The organism is Bizionia saleffrena (genome assembly GCF_008086175.1).
Lineage (GTDB): Bacteria > Bacteroidota > Bacteroidia > Flavobacteriales > Flavobacteriaceae > Bizionia > Bizionia saleffrena.
Genome location: NZ_VSKM01000003.1, coordinates 99,325 through 115,715, shown reverse-complemented (window position 1 = coordinate 115,715; position 16,391 = coordinate 99,325). Strand labels below are relative to the sequence as shown.

At 34.1% G+C, this 16,391-nt stretch carries 16 protein-coding genes; 2 read left to right on the top strand and 14 right to left on the bottom strand.

Annotated features, from left to right (window positions below; genetic code table 11):
* Nucleotides 1-115 precede the first annotated feature (115 nt).
* From ES676_RS03450 to ES676_RS03425, 6 genes are all read right to left on the bottom strand, one after another.
* The gene (locus ES676_RS03450) at nucleotides 116-991 is read right to left on the bottom strand and encodes an ion transporter (protein ID WP_148368649.1); all 876 of its coding nucleotides are present in this window, start codon (nucleotides 989-991) and stop codon (nucleotides 116-118) included.
* Nucleotides 992-1,012: 21 nt separating this feature from the next.
* Nucleotides 1,013-2,395, bottom strand: a complete 1,383-nt coding sequence (locus ES676_RS03445) for an exonuclease domain-containing protein (RefSeq protein ID WP_148368648.1) — start codon at nucleotides 2,393-2,395, stop codon at nucleotides 1,013-1,015.
* Between the two features lie 22 nt (nucleotides 2,396-2,417).
* Nucleotides 2,418-3,089, bottom strand: a complete 672-nt coding sequence (locus tag ES676_RS03440; protein WP_148368647.1) for a YggS family pyridoxal phosphate-dependent enzyme — start codon at nucleotides 3,087-3,089, stop codon at nucleotides 2,418-2,420.
* A gap of 41 nt (nucleotides 3,090-3,130) precedes the next feature.
* A complete protein-coding gene (locus ES676_RS03435) occupies nucleotides 3,131-4,369 on the bottom strand; it encodes a DUF1015 domain-containing protein (RefSeq protein ID WP_148368646.1) in 1,239 nt (412 codons plus the stop codon).
* 81 nt (nucleotides 4,370-4,450) lie between these two features.
* A complete protein-coding gene (locus tag ES676_RS03430) occupies nucleotides 4,451-5,341 on the bottom strand; it encodes a 3-hydroxybutyryl-CoA dehydrogenase (protein WP_148368645.1) in 891 nt (296 codons plus the stop codon).
* Nucleotides 5,342-5,500: 159 nt separating this feature from the next.
* Entirely contained in the window at nucleotides 5,501-6,460 is a 960-nt protein-coding gene (locus ES676_RS03425; RefSeq protein WP_148368644.1) for a Gfo/Idh/MocA family protein, read from the bottom strand.
* A 121-nt stretch (nucleotides 6,461-6,581) separates the two neighbouring features.
* Between ES676_RS03425 and ES676_RS03420 the strand changes: the two genes are divergently transcribed.
* Complete coding sequence (locus ES676_RS03420; RefSeq protein WP_148368643.1) at nucleotides 6,582-7,223, top strand: protein-L-isoaspartate(D-aspartate) O-methyltransferase; 642 nt, start codon at nucleotides 6,582-6,584, stop codon at nucleotides 7,221-7,223.
* Between the two features lie 4 nt (nucleotides 7,224-7,227).
* Here the strand turns inward: ES676_RS03420 and ES676_RS03415 are convergent, their stop codons facing one another.
* The 5 genes from ES676_RS03415 to smpB form a co-directional block, all read right to left on the bottom strand.
* On the bottom strand, nucleotides 7,228-7,746 hold the full coding sequence (locus tag ES676_RS03415; protein WP_148368642.1) for a DUF1648 domain-containing protein: 519 nt from the start codon (nucleotides 7,744-7,746) through the stop codon (nucleotides 7,228-7,230).
* 582 nt (nucleotides 7,747-8,328) lie between these two features.
* Nucleotides 8,329-8,796, bottom strand: a complete 468-nt coding sequence (locus tag ES676_RS03410) for a hypothetical protein (RefSeq protein WP_148368641.1) — start codon at nucleotides 8,794-8,796, stop codon at nucleotides 8,329-8,331.
* Nucleotides 8,797-9,315: 519 nt separating this feature from the next.
* Nucleotides 9,316-10,032: a DUF2071 domain-containing protein gene (locus tag ES676_RS03405; protein WP_148368640.1), complete on the bottom strand. Its 717-nt coding sequence runs from the start codon at nucleotides 10,030-10,032 to the stop codon at nucleotides 9,316-9,318.
* A 271-nt stretch (nucleotides 10,033-10,303) separates the two neighbouring features.
* Entirely contained in the window at nucleotides 10,304-12,772 is a 2,469-nt protein-coding gene (locus tag ES676_RS03400; protein WP_148368639.1) for a DUF5686 and carboxypeptidase regulatory-like domain-containing protein, read from the bottom strand.
* Nucleotides 12,773-12,899: 127 nt separating this feature from the next.
* Nucleotides 12,900-13,355 (bottom strand): SsrA-binding protein SmpB, encoded by a 456-nt coding sequence (gene smpB / locus ES676_RS03395; RefSeq protein ID WP_148368638.1) that lies wholly within the window; start codon nucleotides 13,353-13,355, stop codon nucleotides 12,900-12,902.
* A gap of 190 nt (nucleotides 13,356-13,545) precedes the next feature.
* Between smpB and ES676_RS03390 the strand changes: the two genes are divergently transcribed.
* Nucleotides 13,546-14,295 (top strand): DUF6503 family protein, encoded by a 750-nt coding sequence (locus ES676_RS03390; RefSeq protein ID WP_148368809.1) that lies wholly within the window; start codon nucleotides 13,546-13,548, stop codon nucleotides 14,293-14,295.
* A gap of 7 nt (nucleotides 14,296-14,302) precedes the next feature.
* Here the strand turns inward: ES676_RS03390 and deoD are convergent, their stop codons facing one another.
* The 3 genes from deoD to deoC are packed head-to-tail and all read right to left on the bottom strand — an operon-like array spanning nucleotide 14,303 to nucleotide 16,207.
* Nucleotides 14,303-15,001 carry a purine-nucleoside phosphorylase gene (deoD, locus tag ES676_RS03385; RefSeq protein ID WP_148368637.1) on the bottom strand — a complete coding sequence of 233 codons (699 nt, stop codon included), beginning with the start codon at nucleotides 14,999-15,001 and terminating at the stop codon, nucleotides 14,303-14,305.
* A 2-nt stretch (nucleotides 15,002-15,003) separates the two neighbouring features.
* Entirely contained in the window at nucleotides 15,004-15,534 is a 531-nt protein-coding gene (locus ES676_RS03380) for a phosphoglycerate mutase family protein (protein WP_148368636.1), read from the bottom strand.
* Between the two features lies 1 nt (nucleotide 15,535).
* Nucleotides 15,536-16,207: a deoxyribose-phosphate aldolase gene (gene deoC, locus ES676_RS03375; protein WP_148368635.1), complete on the bottom strand. Its 672-nt coding sequence runs from the start codon at nucleotides 16,205-16,207 to the stop codon at nucleotides 15,536-15,538.
* Nucleotides 16,208-16,391 lie beyond the last annotated feature (184 nt).

Here is a 16,391-nt window from a genome sequence, read left to right as displayed (position 1 = left end):
GTAAAGGTGTAACGTGCGTTAAGGATAGTAGCGGCATCCTTTTTTTATTCCTAAAAAAGATATAGCGAATAGCCTGACTTTAATAGCTAAATGCTATTAAAGTAACGCCCAAATATTATTTAATATGCAATGGTTGCCCGCAGTTGTAACAATACTCGGCTTTGTCCTTATGGTTTTCAGCTAAACAATTTTGGCACGATTGTGTGTTCAGGGCTACGGTGTTAGATTGCTCTTTTTTCAGTTTCTGCTCTTCTTCGTTATTGGTACTTCTTGTGTATTCGGCAGACACAATTCCTGTAGGCACGGCAATAATACCGTACCCTAAAACCATTATTATTGTGGCTATAAATTGACCTAAGGGTGTTTGTGGTGCGATATCACCAAAACCTACGGTAGTAAGGGTAACAATGGACCAATAGATACTTTTAGGGATGTTATCGAAGCCGTTTTTTTCGCCTTCTACTAAATACATAATTGTACCAAAAATAGTGGCGGCAATAACAACGGCAAATAAAAATACAGAGATTTTCGCACGGCTTGCTTTTAGGGCTGTGGCGAGTTGGTTTGATGCGCCTAAGTAACGGGCTAATTTTAAAATTCTAAATACACGTAATAAGCGTAGTGCTCTTAAAGCCACGAGAGCGTGTGTACCTGCAAATATTAAAGATAAGTATTTAGGTAGGGTAGATAACAAATCGATTATACCGTAGAAACTAAATATGTATTTCCAAGGTTTTTTTACGGTAATTACTCGCGCTATATATTCGATAGTAAATAATACGGTAACAATCCATTCGCCTACGTTTAACCAAAAATGGTATTTTAAATCGATGGAGGCTACGCTTTCAAGCATTACCAATAAAATACTAGCAATAATGAAAACTAATAAAATAACATCGAATAACTTTCCGGCAGGAGTGTCTGCTTCGTAAATAATTTCGTGAAGTTTTATCTTCCAACGCTTATTTTTTTCAGGTAAGGGATTTTCCATAGGTATAAAAAATACAGAAATTTAATTATTTTCTTGCTGTGTATCTAATGTTACAATTTTTAAGCGTTTATTACGTCTTAAGTAACTTTGTATAATATGCTGGTTATCTCTATTGTTAAGCATTGGTGTAATGATTGTTTTTAAAATATCGATATTGTTTATTTGATAGTTTAAATTGAAAAATCCCAAGCCTTGAAAGATACCATTTTCTATAAGAATAGCACTACGTTCATCGATATCGCGACCTTTGTCTATAATTACCATATCTTGATTATCGTAACTGTATTTTTTTATTAGCTCAGTGACGCGTTTATTATACGCTTCTGGTGCTTCTTGATTAACACAAGCGCCATTGCACGATTTTATATCGTAATTAAAACAACTGGTTTTGGTTTTATATAAACCATTTAATTTCTGACATAAATTATAGTCTTCCACCACTTTAAACATAAATGCTTTTGCGCTTTGCCTATTGCTAAAGGTTGTTATCGCTTTTTTGCGACCATCGGCCTTATCAACGGTTAAATTAATATAACCATTATCGTCTACAAAACTGTATAAAGCACTAGAGAATAGAGAACGGCGTAACGAACGATTATGTTTCGGTTTTACGCGTTTTATTTCTTCGCTTTCTTTTAATAGTGCAACAAGTTCGCTACCTGTAGACTCGTAAGTGACCTCGGCCACTTGTAACTGTATTTTTTTTGACTTCGAGTCGGTACCCGTAAAATGTTGATTAATACGTTTCTTAATATTATTACTTTTACCAATATATATAATATCTCCGCTTGAATTATGAATATAATACACACCAGTTATTGATGGCAATTTACCCATAATATCGACGAGTTTAGGCTCCAATTGAAGCTTTGGCTCTTTACGAATGGAATTAATAATAATTTCCTTATTCGTGTCTTTGTCTATTAATAACTTAAAAAGTTTTACTGTCGCCAAGGCATCTCCAGAGGCGCGATGCCTATCGGTTACTGGTATACCTAAAGAACGCACTAGTTTACCCAAACTATAAGACGGTAAATCTGGAATTAAGTCTTTAGACAATTGAACGGTGCATAAGGTTTCTCTTTCGTATTCGAACCCTAGGCGGCTAAATTCTGTACGTAAAATACGATAATCGAATTTGGCGTTGTGCGCGACTAAAATAGAACCCTCTGTAATTTCGACAATGCGTTTAGCGACTTCGTAAAATTTAGGTGCATTGCGCAGCATATTACTGTTTATACCTGTTAAGTTTACAACAAACGGTTGTATCTCGCGCTCCGGATTTACCAAACTAATAAATTGGTCTACGACTTCGTGTCCATCGTATTTGTAGATGGCAATTTCGGTAATGCCTTCTTCATTAAACTTCCCGCCGGTCGTCTCTATGTCAACTATAGTATAAATATGCTATTAATTTAAGTGTTTGTTATGCGTTGTAATTTCTTTCTCCAAAGATACTACTTCCTACACGAACCATTGTGCTGCCACAATTAATTGCTAATTTATAGTCGCCACTCATACCCATAGAAATGGTTTTGAAGGCTTTATTTTCGGGCTGAAGCGCTTTTAATTGATTGAATGCAGTTTGTAAAGCATTGAATTCATTTTCAACCTGATTGGTATTATCAGTAAATGTTGCCATCCCCATAACACCAGTAATTTGAATGTGTTTAAATTCTGAAAAGTCATCCCTCTGTAAAATCTCTGAAGCCGCGTCTAAAGACATTCCGAATTTAGAATTTTCTTCAGCAATTTTTATCTGCAAAAGACAATTAATAGTGCGCTCGTTCGCTTTCGCTTGTTTATTAATTTCTTTTAATAACTTAAAATTATCGACACCGTGAATTAAATTCACAAAAGGTGCCATATATTTTACTTTATTACGTTGTACGTGCCCAATCATATGCCAAAGGATGTCTTTTGGCATATCTTCGAACTTGTCGCACATTTCCTGAATTTTATTCTCTCCAAAAATACGCTGACCAGCGTCGTAAGCTTCCATTAAGTCGCTAACCGGTTTCGTTTTAGAAACGGCGACCAGAGAAACGTGCTCTGGGAGGGTGGCTTGTATATCGTGTAATTGCGTTGTTATGCTCATTTGTTCTTGCTTATAATCAATTTGCTAAATGGTAATGCGTTTTAAAACTCGTAAATAGTAACTCCACTTCGTAATTTTGGTTCTATATACGTGCTTTTTGGAGGCATTTTTAAACCATCGTCAGCGATGGTTTTAAGTTCATTAATACAAGCAGGAACCATACCAAAACCTATTTTGTAGTCGCCTTCATCCACTTTACTTTTCATATTTACGACTTCCTTAATACCGCTTATGTAATTTATTCTATTATCATTACGTAAATCTTCAATACCTAAAATAGGTTTTAAAATGGTCGCATAAAGTAATTGTGCATCCAAGGCATCAAGCGATGTTTTAAACGAATAACCTGCTTTCCTTAAATATAAGGAGTAAAACTCGCCATCTAAATACATACTGAAATGATGTTTTTGTGTCGGTTTATAAGGAATGGCACCGCGGTTTTCTATTCTATACAGCGTATCTAATTGTATTAAAAACTCTTCTTTACTTAATCCGTTGAGATCGGTGATTAATCTATTAAACTCGTGAATTTTTAATTCGGATTCCGGAATTAAATACGTCATAAAGTAATTATAAGACTCCGATCCTATATGATTTTTGTTTTTAGATTTTAAATCCTCATATAATAAATGAGACGACGACGAACGGTGATGGCCATCGGCAATATATAAGGTGTCAATGTCTTTAAACGCGTCCGAAATCGCGTTTATATCAACTTCATTTTCAATTTTCCATAAGTAATGCGTGTCGCGAAAGGTGGTTGTAAATTCAAATTCTGCTCGGTGTTGTTGTTCCTTTTTAATAATAGATGAAATAACAGCGTTATCGGGGTAGGTTAACAACACAGGTTCGGCATTAAAGCCCACCGTTTTTAAATAGTCTTTAAACACGACTTCGCGGCTAGAAATAGTGTCTTCGTGTTTTTTTATAACATCGGCTTTGTAGTCTTCAACACTTGCTGCTGCCACAATACCGTTAAATACTTGGTTTTTTCGATCTATAATTTTATAAATATAAAAACAAGGGGTGTTATCGCGTTTAAATATGCCGCTTTCTTTAAATTCTAAATAGCGATTTTTAACGAGTTGATAACGCGCAACTCCAGAAATTTCTTTTGCATATTTATAGCCCGGATTAACGATGTGCAAAAATGAATACGGGTTATAATCTAAACGGCCTTCGCGTTCTGCTTGCGTATAACTTTGATACGACCGCGAAGCCACCAAGCTCACTTTATCTCGGGTAGGACGTACTGCTTTAAACGGAATAATTGTAGACATACTAAATATTGAGAGTGTTTAATTCGCATAAAAATAAAATTAGACCTTTAGAGGTATGCGAACGCTATCTGCTTATAATTTTTATTTCGAAAATTGCTTAGCGACTTTTTCAGCCTTTCTACTTTCTGAATAATCATAAAATCCTTCGCCAGATTTAACACCTAATTTCCCTGCCGCTACCATATTCACTAATAATGGGCACGGTGCATATTTAGGGTTTTTAAAGCCGTCGTACATAACGTTTAAAATTGATAGGCAAACGTCTAGCCCAATAAAATCTGCTAATTGTAAAGGTCCCATTGGGTGCGCCATACCTAATTTCATAACTGTATCTATTTCTTCAACGCCGGCAACACCGTTGTATAACGTTTCGATAGATTCGTTTAGCATTGGCATTAAAATTCTATTCGCTACAAAACCAGGATAATCGTTAACCTCGGTTGGCGTTTTACCTAATCTTTTAGATAAGTCCATAATAGTTGACGTCACGACATCGCTTGTACTATACCCGCGAATAATTTCAACCAATTTCATAATAGGCACAGGGTTCATAAAGTGCATTCCAATAACTTTCTCTGGTCGAGAAGTAACGGCTCCAATTTTTGTAATAGAAATAGAAGAAGTATTGGTGGCTAAAATGGTGTTGTCGTCACAAACGTCGTCTAATTGCTTAAATATTTTAAGTTTTAAATCGAAATTTTCGGTTGCAGCTTCAACTACTAAGTCGGTGTTTTTAACTCCTTCAGAAATATCGGTGAACGTGGTAATCTTTTTTAGAGTAGCGGTTTTATCAGCTTCAGAAATTTTTTCCTTAGCAACCATTCTATCTAAATTTTTCGTAATAGTGTTTATGCCACGCTCTAAAGACGCCTCACTAATATCTATAAGTTGTACGTTGTATCCGGATTGAGCAAAGGTGTGGGCTATTCCATTTCCCATTGTTCCTGCTCCAATTACTGCTATATTCTTCATTAAATATTTATTTTTATTCCTTAAAAAAAGGATTCTTATTTATTATCTATTTTTCCTTGAGCTCGTTTGGTGTTTAGCAAGGAAGTAAATTGTATTTTTTACTTAATTATACTTCGAATGACTTTAATTTAAATAATGAGATTATTAGTTGCGACAGCACTAAAACTGATTGATAATCATAGTAGCAACACGCAAGGCTTCGGTACCATCGTGAAGTGTTACCACTGGTTTGGTGTCGTTATTAATGGCATCGGCAAACGATTCTAATTCGTCTAAAATGGCATTATTTTCTGAAATTTCAGGATTGTCGAAATAGATCTGTTTTTTGATGCCTTCCGCATTTTGAAGAATCATATCAAAATCTCCGGGGTTTTTCGGGGCGTCTTTCATTTTAACGACTTCACATTTCTTCTCTAAAAAATCGACAGAAATATAAGCGTCTCGCTGAAAAAAGCGAGTTTTACGCATATTCTTTAACGAAATTCTACTCGCTGTTAAATTCGCCACGCAACCGTTAACAAACTCAATACGCGCGTTGGCAATATCGGGAGTGTCACTAATTACCGAAACGCCACTTGCCGAGACGTGTTTTACTTCAGATTTTACGACGCTTAAAATAGCATCGATATCGTGAATCATTAAATCTAAAACCACAGGAACATCGGTACCTCGTGGATTAAATTCTGCCAAACGGTGCGATTCTATAAACATAGGTTTATCGAGCATGTCTTTAACGGCAATAAACGCAGGGTTAAAACGTTCTACGTGCCCCACTTGACCTTTAACGCCTTTTTCGGCGACTAAAGCACGCAAGGTTTCTGCTTCCTCAACGGTATTTGTAATTGGTTTTTCTATAAAAATATGCTTGCTTTTAGCAATGGCCTGCTTGGCACATTCGTAGTGCGATAGGGTAGGGGTAACAATATCGACAACATCTACAGCGTCAATTAATGCTTCTATAGTACTAAAATAGGTGTAGCCCAATTCCGCTTCAATACGTTTTGCATTTTCTTCATCGGCGTCATAAAAGCCAACCAAATTATATTTTTCAGATTGATTAAGCAGTCTTAAATGAATTTTTCCAAGATGACCAGCACCTAATACTCCTACGTTCAGCATATAATTACGTTTTCAACAAAAATAAGATTTTTGAAGCAGAATAAAGAAAAAGAATTTATAAAATAAAGGTATGAAACCTTTAAGATTTGATTAATTTTATCCCGTAAAACTCCCAATTATTTTGAAAGATACTTTAAAACATCAAGGCTTACGTCAGCAATTAGTTTCTGTGGTTAAATCTAAAGGTGTAACCAACGAAAATGTACTAAAAGCGATGGCTAAAATACCACGACATTTGTTTATGGATTCTAGTTTTTTGGACCACGCGTATCAGGATAAAGCCTTTCCTATTGCTGCCGACCAAACGATTTCACAGCCGTATACAGTAGCGTTTCAAAGCGAATTAATGCAAATAGAACGCGGCCATAAAGTATTAGAAATTGGCACTGGAAGTGGTTACCAAACCGCTGTTTTGTGTGAATTAGGAGCACAAGTATATAGTATTGAAAGACAGCGAGAATTGTTTAAAAAAACGAGTAATTTTTTACCTAAGTTAGGGTATCGTGCCCGAAAACTTATTTTTGGTGATGGCTATAAAGGATTAGTTGAAGAAGCGCCGTTTGATAGTATTATTGTTACTGCCGGAGCACCTTTTGTACCCAAACCGCTTTTAGCGCAACTGGCTATTGGTGGCCGCTTGGTAATTCCTGTGGGTGACGACGTGCAAACAATGACGCTATTTGTAAGAACAGGCCCAAAAGCATTCGAGAAAACCGAGTTTGGAGAATTTCGTTTTGTGCCTTTATTGGAGGATAAAAATTAAGGGGTTATTTCTTGGTTTGCACTATTGTTTTAATCACCATTACTATAGGCATTAGCGTTAAAAATGCGATCGTTATTATTAAGAAGTAATTTGAAAACAGCGAAAAGGAAGTGCTGTTTTTTAAAGCTATAGTTACCATTTCGTAAGTAATTACCGCGCAAATTAATGAAAAGCTCAAGTTAATATATCGTGTTATTTTTGTTGAACTTCTGTACTGTTTTTCAGCATTGTTTTCCGTGATTTTCACAGGATAATTATAGATGTAAGGATGTTTGTTCAATTTATAAACGCCGAAGCAAATAGCAGAAAGTAGCATGGGGACTAACCAAATCATACTTTTCTCGTCATAGCGGTTTACTTCGCCATCTAATCCAAAATGAGCGGGAACCCTATCGGGTAAATCACTGTAATGATGCGCTATAAACGCAAACGAAAATAACAAGCTTAAAAGTGTAAGCGCTTCAATAATTCTGTCTGATTTATCACAGTCAATTTTTAATTTAGGTCGGTTGGTGTTGAACATTTTCGGTGTTTTAGTTGAAAGGTATTTAACGTCGAGCACAAGGATCGTTATAAATATTAGGTATGAGAAAGGGGTAGAGTAAAATTAGAGTTTGTAATTACGAAGCGATTAATATTAAAATACTAATTTAAATAGTATTTTCCTTAATTAGTTTCTTTTTCAACCTATTCATAAATAGGTTTTGCCTTATTAATGCAATAACCAGTTCATTCCAAAAAACCAAATAAATGCAAAAAATCCAATATTATAACTTTGAGAAATAAGTCCGAAAAAGGCACTCATACACAAAGCAATATAAAACATCCTAATTAGAGAAAAAGAATATACTACTATTTTTGAATCTCTATTCAGCTTAAAATATTCTTTATCTACAGGAGCCATTAGATGATTTCTTCCCTGTCCGTTGAAAAAGGAGTTTCTGAAATTAATTTCAAACCCTGAAAGTATAATTTCATCAATTTTTAAGTGAATCAGTTCTTTTTCTATCGTTTCAATAATTTTATTGTTTTCAGAATCTACATTTAATTTTATATTTTATGTTTAATGGAAACAAATTATTTTTATATATATATAATGTATTAATTAAACCTTTTGTAAATCCAAATGGTTCTTAAAATTGTTTTGTAATCGACTTCTTAAAAACATTCCAAAGAGGTGAAACAAAATGGCAACTACAATTATAAGGAGTCCAAAAATCAAGGTTTTGTTATTTGAAGCTGCCACTATTAAGGTAATTATGCCTATTAATACGGTAAGAATAGGGAAAATGGCTATAACAGGATTTGGTTTAATGTTTAATTGCAATAATGAGCCTTTTTCAGAGGTTATTATTTCCCCATTTAAATACGCCGTTTTTCTTTTAAAATTTGGGACATACCACTTAATATAAGTCCATTTATCATAAGCTTCAAACGCATTTTGACTTGTAAATTTTCCAACAAACTTCAAGTTATTTTGGCCAAAAATGTCCTCAATTTTTTGTCTTAAATTATCTCCATTCAAATTTGAAGAATAATGTGCTTTTTTAGTGTTAAGTATATATTTAATCATTTTCTACAATTATGTTTTTTCAATATAAGGGCTAAAAGTAACGCGTATATGATTCCGGATTATCTCTTTACTCAAAGGCATACAGCTAGAGTATAACTTAAGTTAGTATTTTATAAATATAGTTAACTTTAAGTTATAATCAGAAAATATAAAAGAGTGGAGTAAGGTCATTTTGTGTAATGAAACTTAGATCTTGTTTTTTTGATTTTAGGTGCCGTAGTAAAAACCAATAGTATTGACGCTAAAATAATAAGCGAAGAAAAAATCAAAGACTAATATTCTTTCGGTTCCGAAATTTTTGAAAATTCTACAGTTAGAATGCTCAAAACACAAGAAGTTATTATAAATATTGAAGCTAAATGTCTTTATATTATTTTTTAATATTATGAGAGGATATTGGGTTTATTGTAGTCTTTGTTATTGCGTTGCAGGTCTTATATCTAGGGTTTTCCTAAGGAAAATTAGAAGTTTAAAAACAAGGCAACTGACAATGATAATATTAATTAATTTTATACGGTATTATGTTTTTTTTATTTTTTTTAGTCTAATCCATTCGTGTTTAATATCCTTCATTAGTAGCCCATTGTCAAATTTCACAGAACCTTTTGGGAAAATATTTTCATCTTCAAAAAAACTCGACTCTACGTTTTCCACTACCAATAACGATACTTTCCAATTTTTCGTTTTTAATTCAAGTCCGTCAAAATCATTTTTATCAGGCGCGTATCCAATAGAGGCATATTCAAAAAAATCAGATGCACATTTTAAATTTTCAAATACGCTTTCGTTATTCCACTTATGTGTTTCTGTGGCTTGGATTGATATAGATGTTTGGTCTTCACTTATAAATCTGATATCGTAATTTCCGCCTTTTTCATTAACTGTAAAATTTGCTAAGTGATGGATTCCAGGGAAAAGTGTTCCTCCAGCAAGAGAATTTAATTTAGAGGACGTGTCTCTTCTTGGAATATAAACACCTTCTTTTAGTTTTCCATTTTCTACCCATTCGACTGCAATACGGTGTGCCCCGTTTTCAGATGAAATTCCGATTTGTTTAGGGAAACCTTTAGGTCTGATTTCTTTTAATCTAATTAAACAAATTCCACCAATTCCTTTTCCATTTACCAATTTCGGTTTAAAAGGTTTTGGTAAATAATTCTCCAAAACTTCTTTATCAATTTGGTAATTGATTAAAATTCGTCTGTCTATTATTCCTTTTAATCTTGGTGTTTTCATTATAGTGGTCAATTGGCATCAAACGCGATTGTTTAAGATTAGTTTCGTGGCTAAGCAACTAAATTAGGAAATAAAAATCTACTTCTAAAATCTATAAAAATTTCTAAGTAGGTTAGAACTAGCAATTAATTTTATACGGAATTACCCTCAGTTTTTTTAATCATCAAGTTTATCTCTTAATATTTAACTTTTGTTTTGTTAAGCCGTTAGAGTGCGCATAATGTACACTACCTCTAATGTAAGAGTTATAAATTAAACTATTAATTACATATTAAAAGCTAATTCCAAACAACACAGCATCGCTAATAAAGCCAGAGCCTTGGTACGAGCGCACATAATCTATTCGTAAAAAACGGTATTTACCAAAGCCTAAATTATCGATTCCTATAGCATATTCTGTATACGGTTTGTTACTTTCCGTGTAGGCAATATTGGAGCTAATTAGCATGTTGTAATTCAGTTTATTAAGTAATGGAATTTTATTCAAAATAAACCCTTTAAAGTTGTGTTGCGCGTGTACTTCTGCGTAATTGTTATTGGTGCTTAGGGCGTAGTAAGGTAAATTCTTATAGCTGTTTAAATACGAGCCTCTAAAATTAACATTGGTCTGGTTGCCATTAAAATGATGATAATCGATAAAAGCAATATCATCGGCATTGGCAAAGAAACCACCTTTTACATTATAGTTTAAAACCCCTTTGTTACCAACAACCACTTCCTGCTGAAGTCCTAATTTAAAAGCATCGAAATTGTAATTAGATTCAGACGTACCCAACCCTTTTTCGTAGCCTACAGTTAGCGTTGGGTATTTATTATTGGTAACATTAAATTTCCCGTCAGGGCGACTATAAAAACTTTGGGCGAAATTGATGCGCGCATTTACATTCAGTTTTACAATATTGTGCGTGCTAAAATTGGCGCTTGTATAATTAAATGGATCTCTGGGATTATTACTTGTGTAACTATCGCGATCTTCGTTTATAAAAGTATAATCGGTGTGATTAAAAAGCGGTTTTCTACGTTCGTAAGCTAATGAAGAATAGAAGCTAAACCCATTAAACAACTCTTGTGAGAATTTAGCTTCAGCAAAACTTTTGTCGTAAAGCTTCATATAATTATCCTCAAAAAACAATGAGCTGATGCTATTTATTAACGGGGAAATAGGTGAGCTACTATTAAACTGTTCGGTTTTTATACCTCCAGAAAGCGAAATAAAACGATCGTTTATATTATTGAATTTAAAACGAAAATAAGCAACAGCACGCAGGCGGTCATCGGCTTCACCATAATTTATTTTCGTACCGATACTTAGGTATTTATTAAAATCGTCGTACTCTTTCATGAAATTGACATCCAAAAAGCTATTAAAACCTTGCACCGTATTAAAGTTGACACCTTTTAAAGGAGAACTTACATTAATAGTATACGATTTTTGAGAATTTTGATAACTGTAACCGCTAATAATATCACCAATTTTAAAGGCATTATTCGCGCCGTCTATGGAATCTAAATAGGGTTTCGATTCTTTTACTAATTGAATACTGTCTTTTTTTATGTAGTCCTTATTTTCCGGTTGCGTTAAGGGAACGGGCCTTTTTGTCGACCAATAGATAGCGTCTTTTTTATTAGAATTGTCTTCGAATGAAAGAATTTCACGTGTAAAATGATCATCTTCAAAATTAGGAGAAAAATCGTAATCACTATAAACAACAGTAAAATAACCATCGCCCGTAATGCCTAAAATGCCGAACTTAAACTCGAAAACCTGCGATATTTTTGCCCAAATAGCATCGGTTTCAGAGTAAGCGTAAGATTGTTTTATGGTAAATACATCGACAGGAATTACCTGAGCGCGTTTTCCAGTAACCGAAACGTCTACGGCGTATAAACTCCAATCATCTTCTACGATATATACAAAACCAGAAAAGGCTTTATCGTTTTCTCGTTTTGGAGTGATTTCTATTTTATTAATGAGGTTCCCTTTGTCATCATAAAAAACACCAACGAGTTGGTATCGGTAATAATTAAAGGCATAATCGGCAATAGGCGAAATAATTTCGCTCCCTAAGGTAATAGTATTGTCGTAAAAATTGAAATTAACGCTATTGGCGCTGTTAAAACTAAAACCATTATCATCGCCACTCACTTTGGAAGCGATAATTTTTTCTTTTAAAAGTTTTGGTGCTTGATATTCTAATTTCGAAATCGTTTCAGAAAGATAAATAATTCCACTTCGGGTAGAATCTAATGCGCCACCTAAATCACCAACGTCTTGTCCGAATATTTTCTCGGGAGCATTTTTAATTTTCAGTAATCCTCGAGAATAAAAGTTGGCCGAAAACGTGTTCTCCTTTTCTAAATTGGCTTCTCGAGCTTCGATAGTTTTACGAATAATAATATCTGCTGGGTTTTCTTTCGAATTAATAACGACTTCATTCAGCGAAATATCTTCTTCTATTAATTCAGCATTTAAAGTATGTGGAAATGATGTAATAGTAACCGATTTCTTTAACGTTTTATACCCTAAATATTGAAAAACAACGGAATACTCTCCAGTTTTAGCGAAGTTCAATTCATAGATGCCATCGTCGTTCGTGGTTGTACCAATATACGTATCGTTTAAATAAACACTTACGACAGGAAGGTTTTCTCCGCTTGCCGAAGTTACCCGGCCTGTTAGTTGTGAAAATGAAGTATGGAAAATAAAGAACGTTACTAAAAAGAGTAGTGGTTTGGTCATAGTAAGGGTGTTTAGGGTCTGTTTTATTATAGACGCTTTTAAAAGTAAAAAGGTTGCCTAAAGATAACTGAATTTAATAATAAAACAGAAAAACATCAGTAATGACTAATAAATAAATTATGGTAAACTAAAAGTTCTTCTTAATACGCGCTAATTGTTTTTTGCTATCTCGGTCTTTTATAGCTTCTCTTTTATCGTATAGCTTTTTACCTTTTGCTAAAGCTATAGTCAGTTTAGCTAAGCCTTTATCGTTAACAAACATACGCAACGGAATAATGGTTAACCCAGTATTTTGCACCTCTTTATTAAGTTTTTTAAGCTCTTTTTTGTGTAATAATAGTTTGCGTTCTGCTTTTGGGACGTGGTTGTAATAATTACCATACAGGTATTCTTGAACGGTCATATTAATAACAAATAATTCGCCACGGTCGTTAAACTCACAAAACGATTCGGTAATGGACGCTTTTCCCGATCTAATGGATTTTATCTCGGTACCTGTAAGTACAATTCCTGCGGTATATTTATCTAAAATTTCGTATTGAAACTTAGCCTTTTTATTAAGTATGTTTATTTTTTTTTGCATAGCACAACAAAGCTAATCAATTTAAGATTATTTTATTAAAATTGATGTTAATAATTACTAAGTTGCACGAAATAATTGCTTTTACTAGATGTAATTTAATCTCATTTTATCCGACTGTTTGATTATTGCTTACAGAAAAATGAAGTGATACTGTCTTATTAAAATTAAAAAAATGAAACTAATGAAACTAATGAAATCTATACTTTTACCTTTACTCTTTCTTACTGTTTTAATAAGTTGTAAACAGAATACTACCCCAGAAGTTGCAGCACCAAACGCAACTAACATTGTAAACGAAGCGATTAAAATTGCCGGTGGCGATACTATTTTAACGTCTACGCTTACATTTAAGTTTAGAGATAAAACGTATATAGCAGTACGCGATGGAGGTGCTTTTACTCTAAATCGCACATTTATCGATTCGGTAGGAACAATTCGCGATGTGTTAAGCAATACACGTTTTGAGCGATTTGTGAATAATGAAGTGGTAAAAGTACCAGATTCATTAGTGGATACGTACAGTAATGCCGTTAATTCGGTACATTATTTCTCGATACTACCGGTAGGATTAAATGACGGAGCGGTTTATAAAACGTATTTAGATACGGTTACCATAAATAAAAAATCGTATCATAAAATAAAAGTGACATTTAGTGAAGAAAATGGCGGAGATGATTTTGATGATGTGTTTGTGTATTGGTTTTCGACTGAAGATTATAAACTTGATTACTTAGCATATCAATACCACGTAAATGGTGGCGGTATTCGTTTTAGAGAAGCGTTTAATGAGCGCTATATAAACGGAGCGAGAATTGTAGATTACAATAATTACAAGCCCGAAACTATCGATATCAATATAGAAACCATTGACGCTTTATTTAAAAATAAGAAATTACAACTCCTCTCTAAAATTGAATTGGAGAATGTAAGTGTAGAATAATCTGAAATTAGGCTAATTCTAGTGCAATTTCAATCATATCATTAAAGGTGGTTTCGCGTTCTTTGCTAGTGGTGACTTCGCCAGTTACTAACGAATCTGATATGGTTAAAATTGTTAGGGCTTTTACGTTATGTTTAGCGGCAACTGTATATAATCCAGCGGTTTCCATCTCTACGCAAAGCACACCAAATTTCGACCACTTTTTATACGATTCGAAATCGTCTGCATAAAACTCATCCGAAGTAAAAACATTTCCGGCTTTTATAGGGATGTTTTTACTTTTTGCAGTGTCTACCGCTTTCTGGAATAACTCAAAATTGGCAGTTGGCGCGTAATCGGCGCCGCTAAAACGCAATTCATTAACGCCGGAATTGGACGATGCTGCCATTGCCAAAACGATATCCCTAATTTTTATGTGTTTTTGGTAAGACCCAGAACTTCCTACCCGGATTAAGTTTTTAACCCCAAATTGCGTAATAAGTTCGTGGGCGTAAATAGATATACTCGGCACGCCCATTCCGGTACCCATAACCGAGACGCTTTTGCCATTGTAAGTACCGGTATAGCCTAACATACCGCGGACTTTATTAAAAAGTGTAGGATTTTCTAAATAGGTTTCTGCAATCCATTTGGCACGTAAAGGATCTCCGGGCAATAAAATTGTTTCCGCTATATCTCCTTTTTTAGCGTCTATATGTATACTCATAATTACTGGTGTTCGATATTTAAAACTTCTGAAGTTGTTTCGTTACCATTAATTGTTACAATAAAAAGCGCGCTATTTATACTATCGTTGATGGCGTTGTATTTATTCTCTCCAATAATGGTATTGACAAATTTTGGAGTGGTATCGCTATGTCCTACGATTAAGACCGTTTTGCCTTTAGTGCCTGCTTTAAAAGCGTTGTAATCTAATTTTGACGGATTGTAAATAATAAGTTTTAAATTGTTCTGTTTCGCCGTGGGTGTTGCTGTTTGTTTCGTGCGCTTGTAATTCGTAGAATACACGGCATCAAAAGCAATAGATTTAAAATATTCGGCCCAATTTTCAGCTCTAGATTGTCCTTTTTCTAACAAATTAGGGTTTTTAGTTTTTACAGCTCTGTTTTTTTCAGAATGACGGATAAAGTAATACGTTGTTTTATTTTCAACTTGAATTGTTTCTTCTTTCTCTTTCGTTTGCGCTTTTCCGCAGGCAAAAACCAGTAATAGGAGTGACGCTAATAGTAATTTCTTCATTTTAATAATTTGCTTTTTTATCTTTATTATTTTCAGTGACAATAGCAATACTGTTCGATGTGCCTAAGCGCAAAGCTCCAATTTTAATATACTCTAAAGCTGTTGCGGTATCTCTAATACCACCTGAAGCTTTCACTTTTACGTGCGTGTTTTTAGTGGCGTTAAGCATTATTTGTACCGTGTTTAACGTGGCGCCACTAGACCCGAAGCCTGTGGATGTTTTTATAAAGTCGGCGCCGCTTTCTAATGCAATTTCGCTGGCTTTAATAATTTCTGTCGTGTCGAGGTAACAGGTTTCTAAAATCACTTTTAAAGTAAGTTTAGGCATTTGTTGTTTAACGGCTTTAATATCGTGGGCAGCGCCCGTGTAATCTGCGCTCTTAAAAAAACCGATATTCATTACCATATCAATTTCATCTGCACCCTCTTTTAATGCTTGTTTTGTTTCTTCAACTTTAGCGATAGTGCTCATCGCTCCTAAAGGAAAACCTATTACAGCGCACAGCTTAACAGAACTGCCTGCTAAAGTTTGCTTCGCCAAAGAAACATAACACGTGTTAACACACACCGAAAAAAAACCGTATTCCATAGCTTCCTTACAAAGCGTGACAATGTCATTTTTGGTCGCTGTTGGCTTTAATAACGTATGGTCTATAAAAGTATTGAGGTTCATAAATAAAAAATAATGGTGTTTATCTCTAGTAAAAATACAATTTACTGCGAGCATAATGAAGATAAATAGCGAATTATTGCGACGGTATCTTGATAAATTTCAGAAAACTTCTTTTTTAGCATATCCCAATTTAATCCTATAAAAAAGCTGCTTTTTATGAGTAATACCGACCTGAAATACAGTC

Bases quoted from the DNA above. Each gene is read 5' to 3' on its own strand.
- ES676_RS03430 (WP_148368645.1), bottom strand. From the start codon at position 5,341: ATGAAGAATATAGCAGTAATTGGAGCAGGAACAATGGGAAATGGAATA.
- ES676_RS03450 (WP_148368649.1), bottom strand. From the start codon at position 991: ATGGAAAATCCCTTACCTGAAAAAAATAAGCGTTGGAAGATAAAACTT.
- smpB (WP_148368638.1), bottom strand. From the start codon at position 13,355: ATGCAAAAAAAAATAAACATACTTAATAAAAAGGCTAAGTTTCAATAC.
- deoD (WP_148368637.1), bottom strand. From the start codon at position 15,001: ATGAGTATACATATAGACGCTAAAAAAGGAGATATAGCGGAAACAATT.
- ES676_RS03400 (WP_148368639.1), bottom strand. From the start codon at position 12,772: ATGACCAAACCACTACTCTTTTTAGTAACGTTCTTTATTTTCCATACT.
- deoC (WP_148368635.1), bottom strand. From the start codon at position 16,207: ATGAACCTCAATACTTTTATAGACCATACGTTATTAAAGCCAACAGCG.
- ES676_RS03425 (WP_148368644.1), bottom strand. From the start codon at position 6,460: ATGCTGAACGTAGGAGTATTAGGTGCTGGTCATCTTGGAAAAATTCAT.
- ES676_RS03380 (WP_148368636.1), bottom strand. From the start codon at position 15,534: ATGAAGAAATTACTATTAGCGTCACTCCTATTACTGGTTTTTGCCTGC.
- ES676_RS03440 (WP_148368647.1), bottom strand. From the start codon at position 3,089: ATGAGCATAACAACGCAATTACACGATATACAAGCCACCCTCCCAGAG.
- ES676_RS03405 (WP_148368640.1), bottom strand. From the start codon at position 10,032: ATGAAAACACCAAGATTAAAAGGAATAATAGACAGACGAATTTTAATC.
- ES676_RS03410 (WP_148368641.1), bottom strand. From the start codon at position 8,796: ATGATTAAATATATACTTAACACTAAAAAAGCACATTATTCTTCAAAT.
- ES676_RS03390 (WP_148368809.1), top strand. From the start codon at position 13,546: ATGAAATCTATACTTTTACCTTTACTCTTTCTTACTGTTTTAATAAGT.
- ES676_RS03415 (WP_148368642.1), bottom strand. From the start codon at position 7,746: ATGTTCAACACCAACCGACCTAAATTAAAAATTGACTGTGATAAATCA.
- ES676_RS03435 (WP_148368646.1), bottom strand. From the start codon at position 4,369: ATGTCTACAATTATTCCGTTTAAAGCAGTACGTCCTACCCGAGATAAA.